5 protein-coding genes are annotated in these 5400 nt (G+C 57.4%); 2 read left to right on the top strand and 3 right to left on the bottom strand.

Annotated features, from left to right (window positions below):
- Positions 1-218: 218 nt before the first annotated feature.
- On the bottom strand, positions 219-1589 hold the full coding sequence (locus N554_RS0130030) for a site-specific DNA-methyltransferase (protein WP_081851492.1): 1371 nt from the start codon (positions 1587-1589) through the stop codon (positions 219-221).
- A gap of 175 nt (positions 1590-1764) precedes the next feature.
- On the opposite strand from N554_RS0130030, the gene N554_RS41580 reads away from it, so the two are divergent.
- On the top strand, positions 1765-1932 hold the full coding sequence (locus N554_RS41580; RefSeq protein ID WP_156042194.1) for a hypothetical protein: 168 nt from the start codon (positions 1765-1767) through the stop codon (positions 1930-1932).
- Positions 1933-2012: 80 nt separating this feature from the next.
- On the opposite strand, the gene N554_RS0130025 is transcribed toward N554_RS41580, so the two are convergent.
- Entirely contained in the window at positions 2013-2729 is a 717-nt protein-coding gene (locus tag N554_RS0130025; protein WP_371259536.1) for a phage/plasmid primase, P4 family, read from the bottom strand.
- Between the two features lie 444 nt (positions 2730-3173).
- On the opposite strand from N554_RS0130025, the gene N554_RS0130020 reads away from it, so the two are divergent.
- Complete coding sequence (locus N554_RS0130020) at positions 3174-3998, top strand: ATP-dependent endonuclease (protein ID WP_156042193.1); 825 nt, start codon at positions 3174-3176, stop codon at positions 3996-3998.
- 1054 nt (positions 3999-5052) lie between these two features.
- Here the strand turns inward: N554_RS0130020 and N554_RS0130015 are convergent.
- Positions 5053-5400 (bottom strand): SDR family oxidoreductase (locus tag N554_RS0130015; RefSeq protein ID WP_029586818.1); only part of this gene is annotated, 348 nt, incomplete at its 5' end.

Here is a 5400-nt window from a genome sequence, read left to right as displayed (position 1 = left end):
GAGCGCTACAAGCAACCCGTCGCGCTGGCGGCGTAAACGAGATCGCGCCGGTCAATCGGCGTGAGGTGAAGGTTGGGAGGGCGAACAGCACGTAATGCAGAGCCGGTCGATCCGGCGATCAGGACAACCCACTTGTGCCATCGCATCGTCGAATGCGTGTTGTTGACCGGGACCTGATCCGCGGAGGGCATTATGGCCAGCGGTCATGTGAACCGCATCTACAGGCCGAACACATGGCAGCACCGACCAAGCCTGCGACGTGAAGATTTCTCTTGCCAACTCGGAGCCGTCCACACATGGCTCAAATGCTCGAAGTCTTGATCGGTCGACGCCAGACGGGCTTGCTCGCCCGTAAACGCCTCCCAGCGCTGGATCGCGACGTCGACGTAAGCGGGTGCAAGCTCGGCCGCATAACACGCCCTGCCCGTCATTTCCGCGGCAATGATCGTGGTCCCGGATCCACTGAATGGTTCGTACACCGCCTGCCCTGGCGACGAATTGTTCTCAATTGGTCGCTTCATGCATTCAACCGGCTTCTGCGTCCCGTGCCCCGTTTCTGACTTCAGATGCGAGATGCCCCAGACGGTCGTTTGTTTGCGATCCCCGGCCCAGTGGCCGGTCTTGCCTTTCCTGACCGCATACCAAGCGGGCTCGTGCTGCCAATGATAGTCTCCGCGGCCAATGACCAGCCGTGTTTTATCCCAGATAATCTGCGCGCGAATGGCAAAGCCCGATGTCTCGAGGCTTTCGGCGACCGTGCCGGCATGTAAGGCGCCGTGCCAGACGTAGGCGACGTCGCCGGGAAACAGCGCCCATGCGTGCCGCCAGTCGGCCCGATCATCGTTAAGCACTTCGCCGGTCGCCCTGGCCGCAACTTTGCTGCCATCGTTGCGCACGACCTCGTTGCGCCATTCCGGCCGATAGCTCACGCCATATGGCGGATCGGTGACCATCAGATGTGGCGCAACGCCGCTGAGCAATTTCGTCACGATCGCAGGATCCGTGCAGTCGCCGCAAATCAAACGATGCCGGCCCAAGACCCAGACGTCGCCGATCTTGGTAACGGGCTCGGCAGGCAGTTCAGGCGTTTCGTCCGGATCGGTCAAACCGGTGTTTTGGTTAGCGCCCAAAGCCTGCAATTCGCGGTCCGAGAATCCGGCGAGCGTCAAGTCAACGCCAAGCGCAGACAACTCGCCGACCTCAAGGCCGAGCATCGCCTCGTCCCAGCCGGCGTTTAGGGCGAGCTTGTTGTCGGCCAGGATGTAGGCGCGCTTGGCCGCGTCAGACAGGCCGGAGAGCTCGATGACGGGAACCTCCACCATCCCTAGTTTGCGCGATGCGAGGAGCCTCCCATGCCCGGCAATCACTCCGCTGTCGCCATCGACCAGCACCGGATTTGTCCAGCCGAACTCTTTGATAGACGCCGCGATCTGAGCGACTTGGGCATCTGAGTGAGTGCGGGCGTTGCGAGCGTAAGGAATGAGGCCTTCCAGCGGACGATACTCGACACGCAAGGCGCGATCGTTGTTTACGCAAACCTGCGCAGACTTACGATCATCACTTGAGTTGGTCGACTGTTTCGAAGGCATCGCAGTGCGCCCATTTCCAAGTTACGCCGACGTCATCGGCACATTGATAAAACGCAACTGGTAGATACCCCCATGCCAATTTCGCGATATTGCGCGTGGAGGGAGGCCGCCGGTCTATGATCGAAACGCTGTAGGCTTCTGACCGCCCCCCGGGGGTCTAGTGCTTGGCGGCTTCATGCCGAACAACAACATCACGCAACAGAGTCTGACAGGTTTTGCGATTTCCACAATAACCGTTGGTTGCGCGCTGTTACGCACCACTTCGCTGACGGAAACAAATTTTGCTGACAGCGTTCACCACCTTAGTTTGAAGGACGCGCAAAGGCCGATGCTCAGCCAGTGACGCGTGACGCATAGTGACGCGTTATAGCTATAATCGCTCGGGCGCGCGCGCGTGGAGATGGATAACAGAAAAATGCGTCACTATGTGTCATGCGTCACTTCCTCCATGGCTTTCAAACGCAGGAAACGGAACGCTCTCGTTCCTGCATTCGGTGCCCGGTACGTCTCGAATCCTCTGCGCTGCAACGATTGGCCGAATGCTTTCTTGCTTCCTTGCGGCTCGCCAGCGTGAATGGCGTATTCAGCCCAAGACTCGAACAGATCGGCTGATCTATCCCATATGGATTGGTCGCCAAGACGGCAATCGCAACAGTCCTCGAGCCATTGGCCCATAAGATCTTGATCGCTGAAGTAGGCATCGGTTGCAGCTACTACGCTCGCGGGTCTAATGAGGCCATTGGCAAGCCAGTCGAGGCAGCCCTCGATCATCCATTGCAGAATCCCTGGGCCTTCACAAACAAGTTTGGCTTCCAACTCCCTGTCGGGAACGCGTGGCTTGCGGGTAAATGGCACAATGTTGAAGCGGCGCCTTGCGGCTTCGTCAACATTGTGGAGTACCGGCTTGTGGTTCCCGACGATCATCAGCTTGAATTGCGGGACGAAAGTGAAGAAGTTCTGTCGCATGAGGCGGGCTGTGATGGGATCACCGCCGGTCATCTGCTTGATCCGGGCTTCCGCCCAGGCGCGGCCCTCTTCCGTTTCGGAAGCGGTCACCAGCCTGGGGCCGCGCAGCATTGCGAGATCGGCCGGGTGCTTGCCGCAGGGCTCGTTGGTGACGATATTCCGCAGCAAGCACACCATGGCAGGCAGGCGCGTCTGCGGGTCGAAATAGAGCGATCCATGAAACCGGATCGCCTTTCTCGCGATATCAGCAGACAACTCGATCCTTACCGGGCGCCAACCGAGCACGCTTCAGCTCGATGAACTGCTCAAGCCACTACCAGCGGCATGGGAACTACAGCGCTCGGAGCTGAGTGTTCGGTAGCATAAGCCCTTTAGCGAGACCGCAGCGGTTCGAGCCAATATTTGCCAATCCATTGTTGTGGAACGTCACCTTCGGTGCCTCACATGACAGTCGCTCCCTCGACAACTCATTGATGACGGCGACTGGGGCTCTCCGCGCGATACCAAGTCGTCGTTACAACGCATTCGCCTCTTTTCTTCGCCCCCAGCATCACCGCGTCTTTTGTCCGTGTTTCGAAGCATCCATCCAACCCCAAACCCGTGGGCAAGCTTCACCACGTGAATTTTGATTTGGACCCCGCGAGCGCCGAAGTATTTAAGATGGCTCGCTTTGAAAATGCGGATGCTGCTTTCTTTAGTCAGTGCGTGATTTTGTTCGAGGGCGAGTCGGATGATGCCTACTTCAAGCATGTTGCTCGTCTATTCAGCGAAGAGTGGGATTTCGACGCAAAAAATCTCGCGATGGTTAGAGTTTCTGGAAAAGGAAATTTTGGCCGATTTCGAAAGTTCTTTGAGGCCTTCGGAATAAAAGTTAAAATCGTCGCCGATCTTGATGCGTTCTTTGATGGATTTTCACATCTCGGTGCACCGGCAGACATTCTTCCATTACGCGAGGCTGCCATCGCAGTCATTGATGCAAGAATAGCAGCTCGCGGTATCAAGCCCGAACCTGCGAGTCGCCAAATCAAAGATCGAATTCATGGTGCCTCTTGGCGCGATAGGTATGAAACTGCCAAACAAACGTTGAGAGAGATTCAGAAAACCAAAGAAGTTAGCGATGAAGCTCTAGGTTTATTGGATGGATTATTCACTTGGGAGCAAGACATTGCGCGCGTTAGGGCGTGTCGCGAGGATGATGAGGCAAGAGCTGCCGCAGTTGAAGTCTTTGACGCTATGCGCTCATCAGGCATTTGCGTTTTGGTTCGGGGCGCTATTGAGGACTATTATCCCGCGAATGCCCCTGGAGTTGGCCCGAAACCTGAGCGGGCAATGGCCGCGACCCGCCTCCTTCGTACCCGCCAAGATGCACTGGCTTTATGTCCCGCGTTAGGGCCGGGTCGTCAGCCGGAGCTCTTGGAGATTTGCGGCCAATTATTTTCCTAGAAGTGTGAGCCCCCCGATAGGGTGGAAAGAGCTCTAAAGATGAAAATGACGGTGCACCCTCTTAATAGACCGGACTAGATTTTCTGGGTAAGACACCTGAGATATGAGATCGTGACTACGTCGCCCGCCTTTCCCCCCGTGCCCCGGGGCCGATTTGCTGATAGCACTTCATATCTTACTAAGCGCCAACCGCTCCGGGCTGAGTCGATTTGACTCACACGAAGGAGCTTGGCGGCAGATTCAGACGTCCCTAACATTTGTCTCAACGGCCGTTGATTGAGACGCGATGTCAGCTTCGCCAAGGAATGTGACCTGGATTCGCGCCGCAGTTGCACTGTTATACGCTGCTGAATGCGGCCAGGGATATTCAGACCTTGCGCCGCTCGCCGGCCACGCAGTGCAGATCGAACCCGGTCTCCGGCCGGAGTCGCCCGAAAACGGGAGCTTTCTAGGTATCCGCCAGTGACTATCGGCTATTGCGCTTGGAGAGGGCCGAATATCAGAGCCTAGAGACTTAGAGATAATTTACAAAAGCCCGCCATTGGCGGGCCTTTCTACACGCATCTAGGGCACCTTCTCCTGTCGCCGGACTGCCTGGTCGGGGCGGGAGGATATTCGAACCTCGATATGGCGAATTGGAATCGGCGCTCTCGGCTGTCCGAGAGGAGCCGCAGAACCTCTTTTCGTTGAAACTCATAAGCCCTTCGAAACGTTGGAATTTCGAAAACCGTACCGAATCCGCGGAGTCCAGAGCTTCGGAGATAAATGGGCCTTTCGGAGAATAATAAGCGCGCCCTGCCGAGAAGGAGTCCGGAGTTCAAGTGAGAAATCGCTGCTCCTATTGGGCTTAACTGCCCACAAACTCACGCGGAGAATATGCGGCTTCGGTCAAGGTGGCGGAGGGAGAGGAACTGGGATCCAACCTTCTCCGCGTGGACCAGAGCAGCGAAGCGTAGCCCATCGCACCGCGCCTGTACCCCGCCGGGGGGGCAGCCGCTACGGGCCAAAGCACCTCTGCCGCCAGAGTCACTGGACGGTTCAGTCTGGCCCTCCTTCAGATGAAAGGTTTGCCGCCGGTGACGGCGACCGTTGTCCCAGACGTGTAGCTCGATGCCGGATCCGCCAGCATGACGTAGGTGCTCGCAAGCTCCGCCGGCTGTCCGGCCCGCTTCATGGGCACCTGCTTTCCGAAGTTCTCGACTGCTTCTTCCGGCATCGTCGACGGGATCAACGGTGTCCAAATCGGCCCAGGCGCGACGGCGTTGGCGCGGATTCCTTTCTCGGCGAGCATTTGCGCCAGGCCGCCGGTGAAGTTTTGGATGGCACCTTTTGTGGTCGCGTAGGCGAGTAGTATGGGGTTCGGCATGTCCGAATTGACTGAGGCCGTATTGATGACAGCGCT

The organism is Bradyrhizobium sp. URHD0069 (assembly GCF_000701345.1).
In the GTDB taxonomy this organism is placed as follows: domain Bacteria; phylum Pseudomonadota; class Alphaproteobacteria; order Rhizobiales; family Xanthobacteraceae; genus Bradyrhizobium.
This window is presented reverse-complemented; position numbering and strand designations above follow the sequence as displayed.

Excerpts from the sequence above, each read along its gene's own strand:
- N554_RS0130030 (WP_081851492.1), bottom strand. The coding sequence starts at position 1,589 with ATGCCTTCGAAACAGTCGACCAACTCAAGTGATGATCGTAAGTCTGCG.
- N554_RS41580 (WP_156042194.1), top strand. The coding sequence starts at position 1,765 with ATGCCGAACAACAACATCACGCAACAGAGTCTGACAGGTTTTGCGATT.